General features: G+C 66.8%; 20 protein-coding genes. 13 read left to right on the top strand and 7 right to left on the bottom strand.

The window, feature by feature from the left end:
• Window positions 1–7: 7 nt before the first annotated feature.
• Window positions 8–916 (bottom strand): alpha/beta fold hydrolase, encoded by a 909-nt coding sequence (locus tag IT361_04755; protein ID MCC6316983.1) that lies wholly within the window; start codon window positions 914–916, stop codon window positions 8–10.
• A 193-nt stretch (window positions 917–1,109) separates the two neighbouring features.
• Between IT361_04755 and IT361_04750 the strand changes: the two genes are divergently transcribed.
• The 4 genes from IT361_04750 to IT361_04735 all read left to right on the top strand — a co-directional run bounded on the left by IT361_04750 (window position 1,110) and on the right by IT361_04735 (window position 5,421).
• Window positions 1,110–2,159, top strand: a complete 1,050-nt coding sequence (locus IT361_04750) for an LLM class flavin-dependent oxidoreductase (GenBank protein ID MCC6316982.1) — start codon at window positions 1,110–1,112, stop codon at window positions 2,157–2,159.
• Window positions 2,156–3,052 carry an arylamine N-acetyltransferase gene (locus IT361_04745; protein ID MCC6316981.1) on the top strand — a complete coding sequence of 299 codons (897 nt, stop codon included), beginning with the start codon at window positions 2,156–2,158 and terminating at the stop codon, window positions 3,050–3,052. Before IT361_04750 ends, IT361_04745 begins: the two co-directional genes overlap by 4 nt.
• 199 nt (window positions 3,053–3,251) lie before the next feature.
• Window positions 3,252–3,701 carry a hypothetical protein gene (locus IT361_04740; GenBank protein MCC6316980.1) on the top strand — a complete coding sequence of 150 codons (450 nt, stop codon included), beginning with the start codon at window positions 3,252–3,254 and terminating at the stop codon, window positions 3,699–3,701.
• A gap of 64 nt (window positions 3,702–3,765) precedes the next feature.
• The gene (locus IT361_04735) at window positions 3,766–5,421 is read left to right on the top strand and encodes a hypothetical protein (protein ID MCC6316979.1); all 1,656 of its coding nucleotides are present in this window, start codon (window positions 3,766–3,768) and stop codon (window positions 5,419–5,421) included.
• Window positions 5,422–5,462: 41 nt separating this feature from the next.
• Here the strand turns inward: IT361_04735 and IT361_04730 are convergent, their stop codons facing one another.
• Complete coding sequence (locus IT361_04730) at window positions 5,463–5,624, bottom strand: hypothetical protein (GenBank protein MCC6316978.1); 162 nt, start codon at window positions 5,622–5,624, stop codon at window positions 5,463–5,465.
• Between the two features lie 1,010 nt (window positions 5,625–6,634).
• Between IT361_04730 and IT361_04725 the strand changes: the two genes are divergently transcribed.
• From IT361_04725 to IT361_04705, 5 genes are all read left to right on the top strand, one after another.
• Window positions 6,635–6,874, top strand: coding sequence for an AbrB/MazE/SpoVT family DNA-binding domain-containing protein (locus tag IT361_04725; GenBank protein ID MCC6316977.1), 240 nt, complete (start codon window positions 6,635–6,637; stop codon window positions 6,872–6,874).
• Window positions 6,871–7,233, top strand: coding sequence for an endoribonuclease MazF (gene mazF / locus IT361_04720; protein ID MCC6316976.1), 363 nt, complete (start codon window positions 6,871–6,873; stop codon window positions 7,231–7,233). Before IT361_04725 ends, mazF begins: the two co-directional genes overlap by 4 nt.
• Entirely contained in the window at window positions 7,230–7,793 is a 564-nt protein-coding gene (locus IT361_04715; GenBank protein ID MCC6316975.1) for a hypothetical protein, read from the top strand. Before mazF ends, IT361_04715 begins: the two co-directional genes overlap by 4 nt.
• Window positions 7,790–8,431, top strand: coding sequence for a hypothetical protein (locus IT361_04710; GenBank protein ID MCC6316974.1), 642 nt, complete (start codon window positions 7,790–7,792; stop codon window positions 8,429–8,431). Before IT361_04715 ends, IT361_04710 begins: the two co-directional genes overlap by 4 nt.
• A 386-nt stretch (window positions 8,432–8,817) precedes the next feature.
• Window positions 8,818–8,964 (top strand): helix-turn-helix domain-containing protein, encoded by a 147-nt coding sequence (locus tag IT361_04705; GenBank protein MCC6316973.1) that lies wholly within the window; start codon window positions 8,818–8,820, stop codon window positions 8,962–8,964.
• Between the two features lie 308 nt (window positions 8,965–9,272).
• Here the strand turns inward: IT361_04705 and IT361_04700 are convergent, their stop codons facing one another.
• Both IT361_04700 and IT361_04695 read right to left on the bottom strand, forming a co-directional pair.
• Window positions 9,273–11,891: a tetratricopeptide repeat protein gene (locus IT361_04700; protein ID MCC6316972.1), complete on the bottom strand. Its 2,619-nt coding sequence runs from the start codon at window positions 11,889–11,891 to the stop codon at window positions 9,273–9,275.
• A 51-nt stretch (window positions 11,892–11,942) separates the two neighbouring features.
• Window positions 11,943–12,527: a sigma-70 family RNA polymerase sigma factor gene (locus IT361_04695; protein MCC6316971.1), complete on the bottom strand. Its 585-nt coding sequence runs from the start codon at window positions 12,525–12,527 to the stop codon at window positions 11,943–11,945.
• Between the two features lie 169 nt (window positions 12,528–12,696).
• Between IT361_04695 and IT361_04690 the strand changes: the two genes are divergently transcribed.
• From IT361_04690 to IT361_04680, 3 genes are all read left to right on the top strand, one after another.
• Window positions 12,697–13,665, top strand: coding sequence for an alpha/beta fold hydrolase (locus tag IT361_04690; protein MCC6316970.1), 969 nt, complete (start codon window positions 12,697–12,699; stop codon window positions 13,663–13,665).
• Between the two features lie 73 nt (window positions 13,666–13,738).
• Window positions 13,739–14,377, top strand: a complete 639-nt coding sequence (locus tag IT361_04685) for a hypothetical protein (GenBank protein ID MCC6316969.1) — start codon at window positions 13,739–13,741, stop codon at window positions 14,375–14,377.
• Between the two features lie 302 nt (window positions 14,378–14,679).
• Entirely contained in the window at window positions 14,680–15,966 is a 1,287-nt protein-coding gene (locus IT361_04680; GenBank protein ID MCC6316968.1) for a cytochrome C, read from the top strand.
• Between the two features lie 95 nt (window positions 15,967–16,061).
• Here the strand turns inward: IT361_04680 and IT361_04675 are convergent, their stop codons facing one another.
• The 3 genes from IT361_04675 to IT361_04665 form a co-directional block, all read right to left on the bottom strand.
• A complete protein-coding gene (locus IT361_04675; protein ID MCC6316967.1) occupies window positions 16,062–16,514 on the bottom strand; it encodes a phage tail protein in 453 nt (150 codons plus the stop codon).
• Between the two features lie 29 nt (window positions 16,515–16,543).
• Window positions 16,544–17,107, bottom strand: coding sequence for a hypothetical protein (locus IT361_04670; GenBank protein ID MCC6316966.1), 564 nt, complete (start codon window positions 17,105–17,107; stop codon window positions 16,544–16,546).
• A gap of 210 nt (window positions 17,108–17,317) precedes the next feature.
• Window positions 17,318–18,874 (bottom strand): tetratricopeptide repeat protein, encoded by a 1,557-nt coding sequence (locus IT361_04665; GenBank protein MCC6316965.1) that lies wholly within the window; start codon window positions 18,872–18,874, stop codon window positions 17,318–17,320.
• A gap of 238 nt (window positions 18,875–19,112) precedes the next feature.
• Here IT361_04665 and IT361_04660 point away from each other — a divergent pair, with 238 nt between their 5' ends.
• A complete protein-coding gene (locus IT361_04660; protein ID MCC6316964.1) occupies window positions 19,113–20,276 on the top strand; it encodes a PQQ-dependent sugar dehydrogenase in 1,164 nt (387 codons plus the stop codon).
• The last annotated feature ends 30 nt before the right edge of the window (window positions 20,277–20,306 follow it).

Here is a 20,306-nt window from a genome sequence, read left to right as displayed (position 1 = left end):
ACGGGTATCAGGCGGCAGGTAAGTCGAGGAACTGCGAGACAGCGGAAAAGAAGCGTTCAGGCGACTCCCAGAACGGCATGTGGCCCGCACCGGGGATCAGTTCGAGCCGAGAGCCCGGGATCAGCGCCACCAGCTCACGTGCGACCGATGGGGGGAGCAGATCTCTCTCCCCATGGAGGACGAGACTAGCCACTTGCAGGCCACGTACCAATGCCCGCCAGTCGTATCCCTCGCGACGCAGCCGGGCGGCAACCGCTGACCCGGTGGCGCTCTCACTGCGCGGTGGCGCAAAGAGTTGAGCGAGATCTGCGTCACCGAACCAGGCGGGGTATATCGCACGGGAATACGCGGAATGCACGCCGGGCGACGGCTCCGTCAGGTCTGCCGGGTTGAGGCGCTGCAACAGCACCCGGTCAGAAGGACTGAGGCGTTGCAGCGCGGCATCGTGCAGGTGGGGCAGCCATGACGAGGTCGGTCCGACCGAATCGACCAGGACGAGTCGCCGGACGCCGGTGCGGTCGCGTTCGGCGCCAAGCATAGCGATGCCGCCGCCCCAGGAGTGGCCGAGCAGGTCCCACTGCCGAAGCCCGATGGCTTCGCGGAGGGCAGCGACGTCACCGGCGTCGTGTTCGATGCGTGCAGCCCGTGGTCCCGGCGGTGCCTGCGATTCGCCGCGTCCTCGCTGGTCCCAGAAGATCAGTTGGCGCCGTTCAGCGAGTGGCGAAAGGGCCGGCCAGAGCAACCGGTGGCCATAGATGAGCCCTCCGTTCACGCAGGCGAGCGGTGTTGCGCCGTTCACCGCCGGCGTCATGAAGACCGCGAACTCGAGTCCACGCGCCGTGATGCGATGGTTCGAGAGCCTGGGCGCGCGGGGAAGGGAGCGCCGCCAGGCGGCGAAACGTTCACGAGCAGACACGGAAGGCGATCGTCGAGGGAAACAGCGAAGAACATGCGCCGCGCACCGCGAGCGCGAAAGCCGACGCGCGGCGAGGAACCGCAGGAGGCTGGCGCGGCTTTGTTGTGCGAGCCGCGCCCTGCACGACGGCCCATCGGGTTTTCGGCTGGCACGCCTCACTTCGCGACACACCCGCTCCAACAGCCCAGCGTTCATGGAACTCGGCATCTATACGTTCGCCGTCAACAGTCCCGATCCGGTCACCGGCGTGCAGCTCAGCGACGAGCAGCGCATGCAGGATCTCATGGAAGAAGCCGAGCTCGCCGACCAGGTCGGGCTCGACGTCTTCGGCATCGGCGAACACCACCGGCCGGACTTCATCGCCTCCACGCCGGCCGTGCTCCTTGCGGCGGTCGCGGCGCGCACCAGGCGTCTGCGCCTGACGAGTGCGGTGACGGTGCTCAGTTCCGACGACCCGGTGCGCGTCTTCCAGGAGTTTGCCACGGTCGACCTGCTGTCGCACGGCCGCGCCGAGATCATGGCGGGCCGCGGATCGTTCACCGAGTCGTTTCCGCTCTTTGGGTACGACCTCGGCGACTATGATGCGCTCTTTGCCGAAAAGCTTGCGCTGCTGCTCGAGCTGCGGAAAGCGCCGTATGTCACGTGGCGTGGCCGGCATCGTGCTGCCATCGAGCGCCGGGGCGTCTACCCGCGGCCGGTGCAGGATCCGCTCCCGGTGTGGATCGCGGTTGGAGGTACGCCGGAGTCGGTGGTTCGCGCCGGAACGCTTGGGCTGCCGCTGGCGGTGGCCATCATTGGCGGCGCGCCGGCGCGGTTCACCGACCTCGTCGACCTGTACCGCGAAACCGGGCGGGAGTCCGGGCACGAACCGGCGACCCTCAAGGTCTCGATCAACGCGCACGGGTTCATCGCCGACACGTCGCAGGCCGCGGCCGATGCGGCTTGGCCACCGTATCTCGACACGATGGGCCGCATCGGGCGTGAGCGGGGCTGGCCACCGCCGTCGAGACAACGCTTCGAGGCCGAGCGCTCACCGCACGGCGCGATTCTGGTGGGGAGCCCGCAGGAAGTGATCGACAAGATCCTGTACTACCATGAGCTGTTCCGCATGGACCGCTTTCTCCTGCAGTTCAGCGTTGGGTCGATGCCGCACGCCTCGATGATGCGCGCGATCGAACTGTTCGGAACGCAGGTGGCGCCCGTCGTCCGCCGCGAGCTGGGCGTCGTCGCCACCGGCGCGTGACGACGGGCGCACGGGCGCTCGACACGCCAGGGCCGCCAGCGCTCGAGCCCGACCAGCTCGAGCGCTACCTCGCACGCATCGGGTACGCGGGCTCGCGCGCGCCGACGCTGGAGACGCTGCGCGCCCTCCATCGCGCCCACCTGCTCACGATTCCCTACGAAAACCTCGACATTCACCTCGGCCGATCGCTCACGGTTGATCCACGCGTGAACGTCGGGAAGCTCTGCGGCACACGTGGAGGCTGGTGCTACGAGATGAACGGCGTGTTTGGGGCGGTACTTCGAACCCTGGGCTTCGACGTCCATCTCCTGTCCGGCGCGGTGGGTCGTGAACACCGGGGTGACGCGGCCGAGGCCAACCACCTCGTTCTGCGCGTGAACCTCGGGCAGCCATGGATCGCGGATGTGGGGTTCGGCGACGCGTTCCTGGAGCCGCTGCCGCTGGCGCCGGGAACCTACCGGCAGGACTTCCTCGTGTATCGTGTGGCGCTCGACGGTGAACGGTGGACCGTGTTCAACCACGAGCACGGAGGGGCCGACGCGTTCGATTTCACGCTGGCGCCGCGGACCCTCGGTCATTTCGCGGCGAAGTGCCTCGACCTCTCGACGAGCGCGGACTCGGTGTTCGTGCAGCACCTGGTCCTGCAGCGTTTCGTTTCCGCCGGACTCGTCACGTTGCGTGGCGCTGTCCTTCGGCACGTTCGCGCGTCCGGCGTGGACGAACGAACGATCGAAAACGGCGACGCATGGGCGCGCGCAGTCGAGGAGGAGTTTGGTGTCGTCGTGCCCGGCGTGGAGGCGCTCTGGGACGGCGTGCGCGCGCGACACCTGGCCTGGCTCGCCTCGCGCCAGTCACTGCCTGACGACGCGCCCGCTCGTCCGTCGTCGGCCTGAGACCCGTCGCACCGAAGAACGTGCTCGAAGGCGACACGCTTGGCTATTCGTCACTCGGGCATCTCGCGTTCGCCAGTACGGCAACGGGCTTGAAGACTACGCGCTCGATGCCCTCGGGCTCCGACGCACGAGTCAGGGCTGGCTGGCAGGGGCCGGCCGGCCGACGACGTTCACATATGATCCCAACAGCGATCGCCTGGTGCGAGGCGTACAGGTGCCGGCCGGCGGGTTGAGCAATCCGATCGCTGATACGACCTACTACTTCCGGGACGGCGACGGTGCCCTACGCGAGGATCTCAGGGCCAGACAATTCCAGACGGTGCCCCTGGGGCCGTTCTATCGTGAAGCGCGGCGCACGATCAACACCTACGACAGCGAGCGGCGACTCGTGCAGGCGAGCTTCACGCTGGATACGAACCCGGCGCCCGGGCCGGTCACGCGGTACAACCGACGGGAGACGTATCGCTACGACGCCCTTGGGCGGCGCGTGTGGCGCGAGATGATTCGCGACACGCTGAACAACGTGTGCGTCACGCACGATCGGAGTTCCGGCTGTCGCAGCGAGGTGACCCGCACGGTCTGGGATGGCGCCTCAGTGTTGTACGAGGTGCGTGCCCCCGCCGACACAGAAGTGGCGCCGGTTTTCTGAGCAGGGGTGATAACTAGACAGACGGGCTTCCCGGGCATCACTAGCCCTCGACCCCAGGAGCCCCATGTCCCGCCGATCCCGTCGCACCCGCTACTCAGCATTAGGGTATCTCATCGGCACACGTCAGCGGCAGAAGGGAATTGCCGAGAGGGCCGGCGATTCGTTGCACTACAAGTCTCAGGACACGGTCGTCGTAGATGGGCTCGGGAACCTGCAAGCGCGAGTCAGTGGTGACACCACGCGCGTGTGGATAGGCACGTCCCTGCAGGGCCCGAGGATCACGTACAACTATCGAACGGAACTTTATCGGGCACACGTTGGTCGTGACACACTGAACAACAGTTCGACAGGCGGGCCTCAGCGCATTCTCTATGATTCCGCAGGAAATGTTGAGGTAACGAGCAAGACCGCCGGGAGCCTTGATGCGATCCACGAAGACCGCTTGTCATACTACGACGCGTCAGGAAGACTTGTTGCCTCCCTATTGCGGCAAGACGACTTCTCCGGATCGCGGCGTTCGGTCATCGAAGACTACAGGTATGATGCCCTCGGTCGTCGTGTGTGGGTACGGGCGCAACGGAACGTACCGGCGCACACGAATCCGGCAATTGAGTACTTCGTGAGTTTCACGCGGCGCACGGTGTGGGACGGCGAGCAAGAACTTGCTGAGATCCAGATGCCCGGAGATCCAGCGCACTCAGCGCATTTCGAGAACGATACGGCTACCGTCCCCATCTTGCCAAAGTACAGTGGCTTGTACGATCCGAATCCGTTTTACGGCCGCGTGATATACGCGTACGGCAATGGGCTAGATAAACCACTAAGTGTAACCCGTTACAAGTACCGCGACGCCGAGGGAGGAGGTGTTTGGCCAACCTACGGCATGATTCCGTTCTGGAACGTCCTGGGACAGGCAGCCGGCGGAGCGTTCGACAACGGCCAAGCATATCTTCAGAAGTCCAGTGGCGGTACGCATTGCCGTACGGTCCCGCTGAGTCAGCGCTGTCTCTACTGGGACTGGCCGGGCGCCCGGACGGCGTACAATGCCCGATCGGGCTACGGGGCGTCCAGTTTCAACGGGACTCTTCTGGAGGACAAGCAGGATGCCGCGGGTACCTTTTTTCGGCGAAACCGGGTGTATGACCCTGCCACTGGCAGATTCACGCAAGAAGATCCCATCGGCTTGGCGGGAGGGCTGAATCTCTACGGGTTTGCGAATGGCGACCCGGTGAATGTCAGCGATCCGTTCGGGCTGATGGCCTGCCCGCCGTACTGCGACCCATTTCAACAGCTCGCAGCGTGGGCGCCGGCGATGAAGTCAATGCTGGGTGGCTTCGCTGTGGGTACGGCTGCTGTCGGAGCCGGTGCGGCTGCGATGGCGGGAGGGGGAGCGGGAGCAGGGGCGACAGGTATTGCACAAAGCGCTGCATTGGGTCGAGCAGGTGAGGCTGCCGCGGGAATCATCAAGAACACGGTGAGGATTGCATCAGCGACTGGTACGGCGGCCTATCGCATACCAGATGCCCTGAACTCCACCACCTTGACTGAGGTCAAGAACGTTGCACGCTTGAGTCTCACGAATCAGATCAGGGACCTTGCGGCCTTCGCCAACAGCACCGGCCGCAGCTTTGAGCTGGTTGTCAGGCAATCGACGGAGTTCACGAGACCATTGGCCGACTTCATCAAGAACAACGGCATTCAGGTGCGCTTTCTACCATGAAGAAGGGACGAATCAGTGCAGCAGACTTGATGCGCGATCTGTCACGAGACGCTGAGTACCAGCGGAAGATCGCGGATCGGGATGCGTCTGGCCGAGCCACACTCGATCAGGAACAACTGCTTCTTCAGGAGCTTGCCCGTCTTGGCGTTCGCGGTGCCTCCCTCGCGGAGGTTGTCGAGGCCAACGCTCCGATCTCTGGACAACTGGCCGGGGTACTGGTTGGACTCCTAAAGCGTGAAGACTTGACCCGCATGCACGAGTCGATCGTGAGGAGTTTGGGTACAGCCGGCGAGTCCTTCGACGCCGCGCCTCTCATCGAGCTGTTTGAGGCGACGCCTTCCGCGAGTCTTCGGTGGGCGATCAGCAACACACTCGCCGAGCTGCGACCTCTGAAACTGGGGGCTTGGCTCGAGCAAGCTTTCAAGAATCGATCGTATGGCGATGCCCGGCAGATGCTAGCCTTGGCAATTGGGCGAGCCCTACCGCCGGCAACCGCACGCCGAGTATTGCGGGATGCGTATGACGAGTTTCCTGGGCACGTGTCGATGGCTCTAGCGGAGTGCGGTGGAATGGAGGAAATCACATTTCTCCGAAGCAAGATGCCAGCAACAACAGGGTGGGCGAGAAGCGAAGTCGAACGCGCCCTAAGGGCAATTGAAAAGCGAGAGACTGGTGGAGGGCCTCAGCGGGGCCAAGCCTAACCCGTAGCGTCACCTGCGGCGCAGTTGCACCGCGCCGGCAGGTGCACGCCGGTTAGGCAAGAAGAGAGGAATGAGACGGAGCCCCGCCCACGTGGTCGGGCTTTTGTTTTAGCTGCCAGAGCAACGGCTGGCTCTTCGCGCGGCCAGCCTGCCCCCGCGCCAGCGGGGCCCGCGCCGTTTTGCTTTCTCAGGGTGCTCAGCTGGCTTTGCGCGCGCGCTTGGGCGGGGTGGTGCGGCGGCGGGCATCGACGAGGGCGTCGACGAGCTTGAGGACGGTGCGCCGGTCGGCCGGGGGCAGCTCCCTGGAACTGCTGCACGCGCGGCTCGAGCCTGGCCCACTCGGGGGCGAGGGGCATTGATGGGCAACGACCGCGCAACCCTCACTCGGCGGAGACCCGGCGGGCGCGGCACGGGCGACCAGGAGAGCGGCGCGTACGCACGCTCGGGCGCGTCGGACTTGCGGACCTGCAGCCGCCACCGTAGAGTCATTGTAGACACCCTGGAGCGTCCTCATGCGCGTCGCAATTCGGAAGTGGGGCAACAGCCTGGCCGTGCGGTTGCCCGTCGCGGCAGTCCGCGTCATGGCGGTGAGCGACGGATCGGAAGTCGAGCTTGCCCTCGACGGCCAGCAACTCCTCATCCGGCGGGTCGATCCTTCGGCATCACTGGGGGCATTGCTCGCGGGCGTGACGCCTGAGAACCTGCACGGCGAGGTGTCGACGGGCCGGCCGCGGGGGCATGAAGTGTGGTGAGGGCCACGACACCGCGACAACGCGGCGCGTTCGTGCCTGACCGAGGCGACGCGGTGTGGCTTGAGTTCGATCCACAGGCCGGGCACGAACAGGCCGGTCGTCGACCGGCGCTCGTCTTGTCCCCTGCGTCGTACAACGCGCGCGTCGGGTTGGCGCTGGTGTGTCCGATCACCTCGAACGTGAAGGGGTATCCGTTCGAAGTCGTGCTCCCGACCTCCGGTCGACTGCGCGGCGCCGTCCTCGCTGATCAGGTCAAGTCGCTCGACTGGCGCATGCGGCGCGCTCAGCGCATCGCTCGCGTTCCAGCCGATATCATGGCGAAAGTACTCGCGCGTATTGAGGCGCTGCTGCGTGGCTGAGGGTTCGCGCATACGACAACATCACGGGACGCTTCACGCAAGAAGATCCCCTCGGCCTCGCCGGCGGGCTGAACCTGTATGGGTACGCCAGCGGCGATCCGATCAACTTCTCCGATCTGTTTGGGCTGTGTGGGCCGCTCACCCCAGTTTGCGTTTGGGTCCTTGCGAACCTTCCCACGGCGACGATCGTTGGTGCGGAGGTTGCTACCGGACTGACTGTTGGCGGGAAGCTGACAGGAGCGGCGCTCCGTCAAGCCGGCAGGGCGGGCGAAGCTGCGGTGGAAGCTGGTCTGATTGCAGAAGGAGCCACGATTCTCGGGCGCCAGGTCTCGGCACGAACTTCGGCGGGCCGACGAGTGATCGACTTCCTTGTTCAACGGGCCGATGAGACACTCGTGGCAATTGAAGCAAAGTCAGGCGGTGCGGTTCGCAACGCCTCGCAGCTGCTGAAGGATGAACGAATGGCAAGCGAGGGAGCAGAACTCGTCGGTAAGAACGCGCCAGCGGCCCTTAAAGGCAAGCGGTTACCATCTCTCCTTACCGAAGAACGACGTCCGTGAACAAGCCCCCTAACCTGAAGCACCTGCAGAAGTCCTTGCTGCGAGACCTGGCCGAGCACTTGGGAACTCGAGGTTTCCGAGCTCGCTTTGGCGAGCAGACGTTCGTGAAGATCGAAGCGGACTTCACGTGGGTCGTGCACGTGGCCTTTATCCGCCACGAGGATGACGTTGACGCAACACTTGATTTGGGTCTGCGCCTCGGAGCAGCGCAGGAACTGCTGGAAAAAAGTGGCCATGGAGATCGGAAGGGCGTGACCATTGGTGCCGAACTTGGAAATCTGATCGATGGGCGGCCGCGTCGGTGGAGTATGCGCTCGGAATTGGATGCTTCCGAAGCGGCTAGGGAGATGTTCGCCGAACTTGAGAAGTTTGGGTATGCGTGGTTCGAGCGGTATTCGGACCTGGAGTACGTGCGTCGTGTGCTAGCCGCGAACGACCGCGAGAGCCGCCTTGTGTCGCCGCTCCCCGCCAATCGGTGCCTAACGGCAGTGGCTCTAGCTGCCCTCACGTCGGAGGAGGCTGAGGCGCGTGCGGTGGCAGATCAATGCAGGGAGTACCTCAAGAGCAGGAATGATCCGCAGCTACCCCTTTTTGACCGGCACGTGTCGCACATTCTGGCAGGTCGGCCTAACCCTTAGCATCAGCTGCGGCGCGGCAGTCTGCGCCGGCAGCTGCATGCCTGGTTAGGCAAGAGAGGATGGAGACGGAAGCCCGGGCCCACGCGGTTGGGCGTTGCGTTTAGCTTCTGACGTGCAACGACTGGTTCTCGCCGCGGCCCTGCGGACCCGCACAGTGCCCTCGCCGAACAGCCAATTCCGCCGGGGGATCGTCGGGAAGCCCCCTGGGCGCCCAGCGTGGGCAGTACTGTTTCCGCGTCAATGGGCAGTACCGCATCTGCTTCCAATGGCAGGATGGCTATGCCGGCGAGGTCCAAGTCACGGACTACCACCAAACCGCGCGGCACGACGTTAGTGCAGCGCCGACTACCAACGCATCGCCCGCCGACGTATCCGGGTGCGATGCCTTGGGGAGTTCTCAGGCCGATGGGGTCTCGCAGTCGGCGTTCGCCCAACAGCTCGGCTTCTCGTTTCCACGAGTGAACGAGGTCATCAATGCCAGGCGCAGCATGACGCCTGACACGGCGTTGCAGATCGCGCAGGTGACGGGATGAGCGCTCCAGACCTGCATGGACCGCGGCGTGGCCGACGTCTCTCAGCAGAAATCGACGCGCGGCATCGCCACCCGCTGCTGATCGAGGTACACCTGGCGTGGGCGGTGGCCCACGCGACTCACGGTCGTCGCGGTGCAGAGCGGGCCGAGACCGTCGTGGCCGCATGAGAGGCGCCACGTCGGGCGATGCTATCGACGACTTCCGGTCGGCCCGCGCTGGTCAGGGCCTGGTTGGCACCGTTCGGCCTACGGACACCCGCACGACTCAGCGCTCTGGACGACCCCGACCACGCGACCCCCGCCGACGTCTTACCGGCGGACGCCGGACCGAATGCGAGCCGCACGCGCGGTGTCGCCAAGCACGGCCCACGCGTCCGCCAACACGCCGATCGCGACGCGCGTGTCTTCGGTCCGCCCCACCATCGCCGAATCGACGACCCGCAGGCCCGCCTCCGTGACCTCGATCGCTTCGCGCGGTTTGTGCGCCAGCAAGAGGGCGCGACCCAGTCGCAGCCGGAACCCCGCGATCTCCGGGTGGGCCACGCCATACTGCGGGACCGCGCGTGCGATCACGCCGCGCAGGATCGTGATGGCGGTGTCGGGACGCCCTTCGTCCATCAGCACGCGGGCCAGGCTGGCTTCGTTGAGCAGCGTGTTCATGTGCGTCGGGCCAAGCGTCGCGCGCAGGCGCACCGCCGCCTCGCCAAATGCCGCGCGTGCGCCCGCGCGATCGTTCAGCCCGAGCAGCGCGTGGCCCAACGCGTTCCGTGCCAGGCTCACCGACGGATGATCCGGGCCCAGCTGTGCGTCGCGGCTCTCGTCGTCGATCACTTCGCGAAGGACGGTCGCCGCTTCGGCGAATTTCCCCCGGCGGATCAGGGTCTGGCCGAGCGGCATGCGCGCGCCGGCGGTGAGCCAGTTGTGCGGCCCGAACCATCCGGCGCTGATCTCCGCGCCGCGCCGCAGGTCGCGTTCCGCCACCTCGAGGTTGCCACTCATCGACGCGATGGTCCCGAGGTTGGTCAGCAGGAACCCGGTGTTGGGGTGCGCCGAGCCGTACAGGCGCTCGATGATCGGCAGCGCCACGCGCCAGAGCGAATCGGCGCGCACGCGCTGGCCACCGTACGCGGCGGCGTTGCCCAGTTCCCGCAGCGCATCAGCGTATTCACGCGACGCGGTGTCGGCGCGCTTTCGCTGCGCCACGGCGCGCTCGAGATACGGCACGGCCTCGGTGACCTTTCCGGCCTCGCCCAGCAGCTTGCCCAGCTGTTCGTTCACCTCGGCGATCGCCGGATGATCGGCCGGGGCGTAGCGCTCGGCCAGCGCGGCAAGGCTCGTGAGCATGGCCTCGGCGCTGTCGGTCTTGTTGAGCCGCGTGAGCACCGCGGCCCGACGAATGCGCGATCGAATAGTCTCCGGATCGTTTGGGCCGCGCAGGCGTTCGGAGCCGGCGATGGCTTGCAGAAAGAGCGAGTCGGCCTCGGCGAAATGCCCGATCTGTTCGCTGATGATGCCGAGCGTCCCGAGCAGCTCCACCTGGGTCCGCGGGTCGTGAGCGAGACCACGCGCCTCGCGGATACCGTTCTGGACCACGGTGGCCAGGCGCAGGCTGTCGCCAGCCACGACGCCCTGCGGCCCACCCTGGAACAGGTTGACGAGGAACTGCTGCTGCCGCGTGGTACGCGACGCCTCGGCGATTGCCACGTCGCGCGCGGCTTCGAGGGCTCTGGTGTGGAAGAGGAGACCCGTTGCCGCCGCTCCGACCGCGGCCGCGGAGGCGAGGGTGCCGCGCCAACGCCGGCGAAGAAACTTGCGCGCCCGGTAGCCGAGCGTTGCCGTTCGCGCGGTCAGCGGTTGGTGCTCGAGGTACCGCACGATGTCGGCACGAAACGCCTCGACGCTGCGATAGCGATCGGCGGCATCGGGAGCGAGCGCCGTCGAGAGCAACGCGTCGAGGTCCGTCCACGACGACGAAGGCAGGTCCATCGGGCGTGTGAGCGACGTTCGCACCGCTCGTGGCCATGCGGCCCGGATCGCCGCGACGGGGTCGGGGGTGGCTTCGTCGATGTCGTACGGGCGAGAACCGGCGATCAGCTCGAAGAGCAGCATGCCCATGGCGTACACGTCCACGCTCACGCCGACGGCCCCACCGGTGAATTGCTCCGGCGCGGCGTATTGCGGCGTGAGCATGCGATAGGCGGTGCGCGATCGCGTGTCGGAGGCTGGCACGTCGCGGAACCGCTTGGCGATGCCGAAGTCGAGGAGTTTCACGCGGCCGTCGTGGGTCACCAGCACGTTCGACGGCTTGATGTCACGATGGATCACCGCGCGCTCATGGGCGTGCTGCACCGCATCGCAGACCTCGAGGAACAGGCGCAGAATCGTGTCGGCATCGAGGGCACGGGCCTGCACCCACGTCGTGATCGGAACACCCTCCACATACTCCATGGCAAACCACGGCGTGCCGTCACCGAGGTGGTCGGCATCCAGGAGCCGCGCGATCGACGGATGCTGCAGCAGCGCCAGGGCCTGCGTCTCCGACCGGAATCGCTCGCGACGGGCCGGGGAGAGCCACGCGTTGGCGAGGATCTTGATTGCGGCATGGGCGTCGAGGTCGTCGCGGTGCCCCAGGTACACCACGCCCATGCCACCCTCGCCCAGCAGGCGCTCGATGCGATACGGCCCAAAACGGCGTGGAGGCAGCTGATCGGTCGATCGCAGGAGGTCGGTGGCGGCGATGGCGACCCCGCGATCGAGGAGCGTGGCGCCCGAACCGTCCGCCGCGAGCATGCCGCGCACGACGTCGGCGACCTCCGGCGACTCGCGCGCCAGCGCGTCGAGCGTCGCGGCCTGCTCGGTCAGCGACAGGTCGGCGAGCTGGTGGAAGGCCTCCTGAATGTTCGTCCAATCACGCGCTGTGAGCGCCACAGTGCTTGTCTCCCGGTGAACCGGGGCGACGACGGTCGCCCGGTCGATCGATCAGTCGTGGTCGGATAGACGATGGGCCAACCAGGCCTTGCCTGCTCGCCACTCACGCTGTGCCGTCGCCTCGGACACGCCGAGCACCTCGGCAGCTTCCGCGACCTCGAGTCCCGCGAAGTAGCGGAGTTCGATGAGGCGGACCTGCCTTGGGCTCACCGTGGCGAGTGTCTCCAATGCTTCATTAAGTGAAAGGATCGCATCGGCTGTCATCGCCGTCGCCGCCATGTCGGGCTCGAGGGTCACCAGTTCGCGATCCGGACCCCCGCGCTTGTCCGCACCGCGGTTGCGGGCGGCCTCCACGAGCACCTGTCGCATGGCGCGCGCCGCGATGCGCCGAAAATGCAGCGGAGACTCCCACTGGAAGTCGGGGTAGGCGGAGAGCTTGAGCCACGCCTCGTTGACGAGTGCCGTGGGGCCCAGGGTCGCGTTCGGCGAATGCTGGAGGATCCCGGCGAGCCGATGGAGTTCGTGGTAGGCGAGGTTGAACATCGCATCGAGGCGCTGTCGCGCCGCGTCGGTGTCCTCGTCCTCGGGTGGGCGACCTCCCGGCGGCGACTCGGCGCCGGCCCCTTCGGCTGTCACTTCGCGTGCGCTCCTCGATGTCCGCCGGGCAGGGTGGCGGCTGACGTGAATTACCCCGCATGAGTCAGCGCCGCAATGGTCCTGCGCGGTTGTCCCGTTGGCGGTGTGGCCGTACCCTTGGTCGCCCCGGATCGGCTCTCCAGCGCGTCCTTTTCCGTCGAACACCTCCATGACTCCGGCCCGCGCTTTGTTCCTCGCGCTTTTCCTGTCCCTTTCCGCCCTGGCGCTCGTGCGCTCCCGCAATCCGGAGCGGCAGGATATGGACGCAGCCGCGCGCGCCGCAGCGCCAGGGGCGTTCTTCTCGTTAGGTGACGGGTCCACGCACTACCGGCTCGACGGGCCCGACTCGGGAGCGCGCGTCCTCCTGGCGCACGGCTTCTCCGTGCCTTCGTACATCTGGGACTCCACGGCGACAGCGCTCGCCGGTGCCGGATTCCGCGTAGCCCGCTACGACTACTATGGCCGCGGATGGTCCGATCGGCCCGACATCGCCTACGATCCCGACCTCTACGACCGACAGCTCTCGCAGGTCCTGGATTCGCTGGGCTGGACCGAGCCCGTGCACCTCATGGGGCTTTCCTTCGGTGGCCCGGTGACCGCGGCGTTCACGGCGCGGCACCCGGAACGTGTACGGTCACTCACGCTCGTCGACCCGGCGGCAGGGCAGGGAGGCGACGTCCCCTGGTACTTTCGGCTCCCCGCTGTTGGCCCTGTGCTGTGGCAGGGCCTGGCGGTTCCGACCATGGCCGACGGTCAGCGTTCGGATTTCGTGGAACCGGCCGGGTGGCCAGACTGGCCTGATCGCTATCGCCAGCAGCTCCAGTACAAAGGCTTTGGCCGAGCGTTGCTCCGAACGCTGAGGGCAACGGCGGGCGTGTCGCGCGACTCGATCTTTGCGGGCGTCGGGCGCGTGAAGACACCAACGCTGCTCATCTGGGGCCACGAAGATCAGACGGTGCCGATCGCGCTCGCCAACGGCGTGCGCGCGGCGATTCCCCAGGTGGAGTTCCATGCGATCGATCGCGCAGGCCACCTGCCGCACATGGAGCGAACCGACGTCGTCAACCCGTTGCTCATCACCTTCCTCCGCGCCCACACGCCGGCAATCACCGACAGCGCGACCACGCCGATTCGATGATGCCCGAACCGCGGGCCCCGTCTCCCGGTGACGTGCGGGCACATCCGGGGTACGAGTGGATGTGTCCGCGACCATGAAGCTTCCCGACCTTGACGCCGAGCGGCGCGCGCGCCTCGCCGAACTCTGCGCGGAGGGATGGGCGATGTGGGAGCGCTTCGATGTCACGGTGCGAGGTGCGGAGTTCCACCCGTTCGTCGCGGCAAACTACGACGTCGTGGTGCGCGCCCTCGAGGCGCACCGCGCTCCCGGGAGGTCGTTCCTCGAATGGGGCTCGGCCATGGGCGTGATCACGATCGCCGCGGACCTGCTTGGATACGACGCGTCGGGCATTGAGCTGGATGCTGGCCTGGTGGACACGGCGCGCGAGCTCGCGGCGAAGTATGGATCGCGCGCGTGCTTTGCGACCGGCAGCTTCATCCCGTCCGGCTACCGCTTCACCGCACCCGACGGCGATCGGCGCATGGGGACCGTTGGTTCCGGCGCCTCCGGGTACCAGCAACTCGGTCGCGCGCTGGACGACTTCGACGTGGTCTACGCGTACCCGTGGGACGGTGAGGCCCCAATGATGCTCGATCTCATGCGCACATGGGGCGGACCGGAATCAGTCCTGTTGCTGCATGACTTCGAGGAAACCGTGACGGCGTATCGAAGTGGGCGCGCCCCGATAGCGACTTACGGTCCCAATACTCCCGGCGGCAAGCCTCAGGGCTGACGCGCGATCGGATGATTTGACTGATCGCGGCTGAGGAACTCATCAGTATGCTGTGTTGATGGCGCAGCATTTTTCTATGGAATGGCGCGACACAGCGTGAGTCCGGCGCCGTCGGTGAATCCCCGAGTCCGGCTCGCAACCCGATGCGATGTGCTGACTTGGACCACACGTAGTTCATGTGCCGTACGACACGGCTTCATGATAGATTTAATTGGCACGCCCATTGCCATCGCAGCCTCCTGGACCGGAGAAGGGTGTCGGTCCCGCCGAAACCCCCTCGGCGCCACTGCCAGGAGCCTGCGATGTCCACGTTTTCCCTTCGGTCGCTCGCGCTGCTGGGCGCGGCTGCCGTGCTGGCGTGCAGCGACGCCGCCCCGACCGGGAGTTCACTCACCATTCCCGCAGAAGAACCCAACCTGGAGTTCCGCGGGGCGGCTGCTCCGGCCATGGCCCTCGTCGGGTCGAAGATCTTTGTCGATACCGACCTCTCGTTGCGACGGAATCAGTCGTGCGAGACCTGTCACGATGCCGCGTTCGGGTTCTCGAGCCCCAACCTCAACGAGAACGCCCACGGAGCGGTGCTGCCCGGGTCCGTCCCCACGAGGTTCGGGAATCGGCGGCCACCGAGCGCGTCGTACGCCGCGTTCAGCCCGGTGTTTGGGTACAACGCCGAGGATGACGTCTTTGTCGGTGGCAACTTCTGGGACGGGCGCGCCACGGGCGCGCGGCTCGGAAGCCCGATCATGGAACAGGCGCTCAAGCCGTTCCTCGATCTGAACGAGCAGGCGCTTCCCGATGCGGCGTGCGTGATGTGGCGCATCAGCAGGGCGAATTACGCGCCGTTGTACTATGCGACCTTTGGTCCGGCGCTCCGGCGCATCGAGTGGCCGGCGGCGACACCGACGCTTTGCCAGACGGAGGGCTCCACGGTTCCGTTGGGACCCAGGCAGCGTCAGATCGTCATGGCCGAATTTGACAATGTCGGACGGGCGCTGGGAACGTTCCAGGCGTCCGAGCGTGTGAGTCCGTTCAACTCGCGCTACGACCTGTGGCTCCGGGGCAAGGCGCAGCTGACCGGGCTCGAACTCGACGGCCTGCGTCTCTACGAGGGCAAGGCGCAGTGCGCGGCCTGCCACCCCAACGCCGGAAAGCGGGCGCTGTTCACCGACTTCACCTACGACAACATCGGTGTGCCGGCCAACCTCGAGAACCCGGCGCTCATCAGCCGTGGCTTCGTGGACGAGGGCCTGGGCGCCATCCTGGGTCGTCGGGATCTCCGCGGCGCGCAGAAGGTTCCCTCGCTGCGCAACACCGACAAGCGTCCGCACCCGCTCGCGGCCAAAGCGTTCATGCACAACGGCGCATTCAAGACGCTCGAACAGGTCGTGCACTTCTACAACACGCGCGACGTCCTGCCTCGCTGTCCCGTGGGGGTTGACCATCGCGACCCGCGCTTTGGTGTCACCTGCTGGCCCGCGCCTGAAGTCGACGAAAACGTGAACGTCGACGAACTCGGCAACCTCGGCCTCACTCCTCGCGAAGAGCGCGCCGTGGTCGCCTACATCCGCACGCTGAACGACAGGAACTAGCGGGTCAAACGCATTGGGGTTGGGAAGGACCTGAGGGTTGGGGAATGGGCATTCGGGCTGATGGCATGGCCCGCGGCCCATTCCCCATTGGTGCGTTATTCGAGTTCGAGCCGTTCGCCGGCGATCTCGGCATATTCCACGGCCACATCGTTGCCGCGGCCGTTCAGCGGGCCCCAACGCAGCCGCACGAGGCGCGCGCGGAGCAGCCGCCACGTTTGCACGACAGCGGTGTGATCCTCGTTCTGCAGCTGAACGGTCACCGTGCGCAGCGCCGTCTGATCGCCGTTCCGGATCTGGTTGTACCACTGGTACAGGCTGAGTGAGCCGATGACTCCTCGCCTGAGCACGAGGTTCCCCACGTGGTCGAGACCCGTGAGCTTGCGCACCGAGTTCTCGCGTTCGTTTCCGTTGCGGTACTCGATCACGTCGAGCCAGACCTCGGGGAGCTGCACTTCCTCGAACCCGCCCTCGGGTCCGTCGGTGGCGCCCGTGCCGAGGTCGACCAGGAAGTTGAAATTCGTATAGGGTCTGTCCCTGAACACGGCCATGGTGCTTCCTCCGTTTGGTTGGCGATTGGTCAGTCAGTGCGCCCGGTGCGGCCCGTTCGGGTCGGTTGCCTTCGAGGCTGTTCTGCGATCCGGAACCGGGCCCCGTCAGGCCCAGGGGTCGCACTCGGCCCCGCGGGTCGAGGTTCGTCGCGGATCGAGCCGCTGCTCCCGCGATCGGCGTTCAGCAGCCAGCTCAGGTCCTCGTAGATGCCCAGGTCGTGCTGCACGCATCGCGCGTGGGTGCGGCCTTCGCGATCGCGATACGTGATGTCGGCGGTGATGCGCCGCGGTTCGTCGCGCGCGAAGTAGTCGCGGCTCGCATCGAGGAACGTCTCGATGCGTCGATGCGGGGCGAGGAACTCGATGCATCGAAAGAGCGCGAGGGATGACACGTCGTGCGCGCCCCCGAGGCCGCGAAACGATGGAGAAAATCGAACACTGACGCCGTACGCGGCGCTCTCGCCGCCGTTCTCGACCACCACGTGCATCAGGCCCCGGTCGAACGTGAAGTCGACCCAGACCTCGGGCTCGGGTCGTTGCGACGAAGGGCGCCGAGTCGCAGAGGGGCGTTTGGGTGTCTTGCGAGCAGTCATGGTGAGGCGACGCAGGGATCGCCAAGCTGCGGATCAGCCGCTGTGCACTCAAGCCTGTGGCGCGGCCACCTCGCCCGAGTTTCCCCGACGGTTCGGCGAGCGTGATCCCGGCTACCGGGAGTTTCTCGCGTACCGTGACGACAGCATGCCCATCGACGCGCTGCCCGGAATCAGCGTGTGAGTCGGCTGCCCAGGTCGGTTCGCGACTGACTACTTGTCTGCGCGCGCGCGGGCATCGGCCAGGCCGGGCACATCGGCATCGGCCTCGCGCCAGTTGTCGGCCAGCCTGCTCCACGCGCGCCGCGCGTCTTCGGGCCGACCCCGTCCGCCTTCGGTTCGTGCGCTCCCGAGCAGCGCCGCCGACCGCCCCGGCTGAAGCGTGAGCGCACGCGCAAACTCGGCGGCAGCCTCGGCGGTGCGGCCCGCGGCGGCCAGGATGGACCCGAGGCTCTCATGCACGGGAACCGGCACCGCGGGCGGCCCAAACTCCGCGGGCATTCCGTCCTCGAGCGCGGCCGCGTGGCGCAAGAGCACCAGTGCGCTGTCGACCCCGGCGTCCTGCCTGACGAGCGCCGCGCGGAGCGTGAGTTCCATGATCACCGGCACGACGTCCACGCCTCGCGCTCCCGGCCTGAGGCTCGCAGTTGCGGCGCCGTTCACCCGCGCCAGGCGCGCGAGTCGCGCCTCGGCGCGTCGCCGATCGCCGCGCTCAGCGGCCGCGTAGCCGGACGCGAACGTCGCGTACTCGTAGCCATCCTCGCCGGCGACGCCGCTGTCAGCGTCGAGAGCGAAGGCTTCGGGGCTGGTCCACCGCCCGGTCTCGAGCACGTAACGCGCGCGGAAGTTGGCCAGCATGCCACGGAAGCGCGCGTCGCCTCCAGCGTGTGCCGTGAGCGAGGCCAGCAGGGCGCGCGCGGCCTCGAAGCGGCCCTGCTGCAGGTAGCCGTACAGGAGCCAGTGCGTGCTGTGCCCGGCCCGCCAGCGCGCCGAGTCCGGGCCCGAGGCCACGCGATTCTGCGCGACGACTTCGGGCCACATGCCCAACGCGAGAAAGATGTGCGTCGTCATGTGCTGTGCGTGCGCCGCGGCGGGGGCGATCCGCGAGTACTCGCGTGCGGCGCGCAGTCCGAGTGGTGCGTGCACCGGGTCGTCGAACGCGTGGATGATCATGTGGGCCGCGCCGGGGTGCTGCGCGTTGCGGCCAAAGACTTCCTGCGCGATCGCACCGGCGCGCATGTATGTGGGCACGTCGCGCGACCCCTGCGTGAGTCCAAAGAGCGCGGTTGCGTGGAGGATCTGCGCTTCGTCGTCGCTGGGGTAGTCGCGTGCGAGTTGCTCCATGGCGGCGGCGTACAGCGTGTCGCGCACGGCCTTGCTCCCGTCGCCGTACAGCAGTTCGACCGCGGCCAGGTAGGCGCGCTCGCGTGGCGTGGTCGCGCGTTCCAGTCGCGCCTGCCGGGTTGGCGCGAGGCGTTCCAGTGCGGTGCGCGCCGCAGGCCGGTCCTGCTCGTTCCAGACCTGGTGCGTGTAGGTCAGTGCCTCTCCCCAGTAGGCCATGGCAAACCCGGGATCGCTCGACTGCGCGCGTCGAAAGGCCTCGGCGGCCTGGTCGTACTGAAAGCTGTGGAGGAGCAGGACGCCCCGAACGAACTCCGGCTGCGCCGCCGGTTTTCCGGAGGTGGGGAACGTGATGTGGCCGAGCTCCTGCGCCCCGAGTGGCAGCGTGACGGCGAAGAGCGCGCCAATGGCGCAGCGGACGAAGGGCATGTGGGCCGTGATCGGGAGCTTGGGCGGCGGCCGAAGGTGTTGTCTCGGGCGCATCGGTGTGGGCCCGATGAGGTGTGCAATGTGTGCCACGCGAGGGCGCCCCGCCACGTGATCGCGTCCCGCGGCATCGCCGCTCGTCCCGCGGATTCCGAGGCGCGCCCCGGGGGGCTGCACACGACCCGGTGCCGGAAGTAGGATCAAGGCCGCACATACGGCTTCATCAAACTCGGAGGCAACGATGACTCATCGGATCATTCTGGGGCTGCTCGCGATCGGTCATGGCGCCGCGCCGGCGATCGCGACCTCGCAGCAGGTCGTACGGTCATCGCAACATGACTTCCGCGTGGACACGGTGGTGGGTGGCCTCGTCAATCCGTGGTCGATCGCGTTTCTCCCCGGCGGCGACATGCTGGTTACTGAGCGACCCGGGCGACTCCGGATCGTGCGCAAGGGTAAGCTGCTCGACCAGCCGGTGGCGGGCGTCCCCGCGGTGGCGCCGTCACGACAGGGTGGCCTGCTTGACGTGGTTCTTCACCCGCAGTTCGCCGCGAATCGCCTGGTGTATCTGGCCTTTTCCAGGCCCGCGAGTGAACCCGCCGCGACCACCACCGTTGTGGTGCGAGGGAAGTTCGAGAACGATGCGCTGAGCGACGTCCGCGAGATCTTCGTTGCGGATTCTCGTGGCGCGACGGGCCACTACGGATCGCGCCTCGCATTCGACAAGAGCGGTTACCTGTACATCACGATGGGTGATCGTCAGGTGCCACCCACCGGGGATCTCGAGAAGCACCCCGCGCAGGATCTCGCCAATCATCACGGCACGATCAATCGTGTGCATGATGACGGACGCGTACCGGCCGACAACCCGTTCGTGGCGCGGCCCGGGGCGAAGGGCGAGATCTGGAGCTACGGGCATCGCAACCCACAGGGCCTCGTGGTCGACACCGCGAGCGGCAACGTGTGGGCCACCGAACACGGTCCACAGGGCGGCGACGAACTGAACCTGATCCGCCCGGGGTCCAACTACGGCTGGCCGGTGATCGGCTACGGCGTGAACTACCGCACGGGATCGGCGATTCATGCGGCAACGATGCGCGAGGGCATGGAGCAGCCGGTGAACGTGTGGGTGCCGTCGATCGGAACGTCGGGGCTGATGCTCTACACGGGCAGTGCATTCCCGGCGTGGCGCGGCAACCTGTTTGCGGGCGGGCTCGTGGGGCAACAACTGGTTCGCCTGGCGCTCGACGGCCAGCGGGTGGAGTCGTCGGAGGTCATCCTCCGCCGCACCGGTCGCGTGCGCGACGTGCGGCAGGGCCCCGACGGCAACATCTACGTCGCGATCGAAAACGAGCAGGGCGCTCCCACGCCGATCCTCAGGCTGTCCCCTGTTCCGCGGCGCTAAGGCCAGGGCGCGGGACGAAGGGCCGCTCGT

Source organism: Gemmatimonadaceae bacterium, from assembly GCA_020846935.1.
Classification (GTDB): Bacteria; Gemmatimonadota; Gemmatimonadetes; order Gemmatimonadales; family Gemmatimonadaceae; genus RBC101.
Note: the sequence above shows the minus strand (reverse complement) of the source record. Positions and strands in the feature narration are given on the sequence as shown.

Excerpts from the sequence above, each read along its gene's own strand:
- IT361_04750 (MCC6316982.1), top strand. The coding sequence starts at position 1,110 with ATGGAACTCGGCATCTATACGTTCGCCGTCAACAGTCCCGATCCGGTC.
- IT361_04735 (MCC6316979.1), top strand. The coding sequence starts at position 3,766 with ATGTCCCGCCGATCCCGTCGCACCCGCTACTCAGCATTAGGGTATCTC.
- IT361_04725 (MCC6316977.1), top strand. The coding sequence starts at position 6,635 with ATGCGCGTCGCAATTCGGAAGTGGGGCAACAGCCTGGCCGTGCGGTTG.
- IT361_04690 (MCC6316970.1), top strand. The coding sequence starts at position 12,697 with ATGACTCCGGCCCGCGCTTTGTTCCTCGCGCTTTTCCTGTCCCTTTCC.
- IT361_04685 (MCC6316969.1), top strand. The coding sequence starts at position 13,739 with ATGAAGCTTCCCGACCTTGACGCCGAGCGGCGCGCGCGCCTCGCCGAA.
- IT361_04680 (MCC6316968.1), top strand. The coding sequence starts at position 14,680 with ATGTCCACGTTTTCCCTTCGGTCGCTCGCGCTGCTGGGCGCGGCTGCC.
- IT361_04675 (MCC6316967.1), bottom strand. The coding sequence starts at position 16,514 with ATGGCCGTGTTCAGGGACAGACCCTATACGAATTTCAACTTCCTGGTC.
- IT361_04670 (MCC6316966.1), bottom strand. The coding sequence starts at position 17,107 with ATGACTGCTCGCAAGACACCCAAACGCCCCTCTGCGACTCGGCGCCCT.
- IT361_04665 (MCC6316965.1), bottom strand. The coding sequence starts at position 18,874 with ATGCCCTTCGTCCGCTGCGCCATTGGCGCGCTCTTCGCCGTCACGCTG.
- IT361_04660 (MCC6316964.1), top strand. The coding sequence starts at position 19,113 with ATGACTCATCGGATCATTCTGGGGCTGCTCGCGATCGGTCATGGCGCC.